The 466-nt window shown below is 74.0% G+C and carries 1 protein-coding gene; it reads left to right on the forward strand.

Translation table 11 applies throughout. The features are described 5' to 3' along the window. Window positions 1-466 (forward strand): FAD-binding protein (locus tag IM725_RS20060; protein WP_193782401.1); only part of this gene is annotated, 466 nt, incomplete at both ends.

Here is a 466-nt window from a genome sequence, read left to right on the forward strand (position 1 = left end):
GGGTGGCATCGCCGCCGTGCTGGCCGAGGGCGACACGTTCGATGCGCATGTGCAGGACACGCTGGTGGCCGGCGCCGGCCTGTGCGACCTCGCCGCCACGCGCGCGGTGGTCGAGGGCGCGCCGCAGGCCATCCGCTGGCTGCAGACGCTGGGCGTGCCTTTTTCCGAAGAGGAAGCCGGCCGGCTGCACCTGACGCGCGAGGGTGGCCATGGCGCGCGGCGCATCGTGCACGCCACCGATGCCACCGGCGCGGCCGTGCAGCGCACCCTGCTGGAGACCGTGCGCGCCGCGCCGAACATCACCCTGCTGGAGCAGCACACGCTGGTGGACCTGATCACCGCGCGCAAGCTCGGCCTGCCCGGGCCGCAGCGCTGCCTGGGCCTGTACGCGTTCGATGAAACCACCGACACGGTGCACACCTTCCGCGCGCCGCACACCGTGCTGGCGACGGGCGGCGCGCGGAAG

Source organism: Ramlibacter aquaticus (assembly GCF_015159745.1).
GTDB lineage: Bacteria > Pseudomonadota > Gammaproteobacteria > Burkholderiales > Burkholderiaceae_C > Ramlibacter > Ramlibacter aquaticus.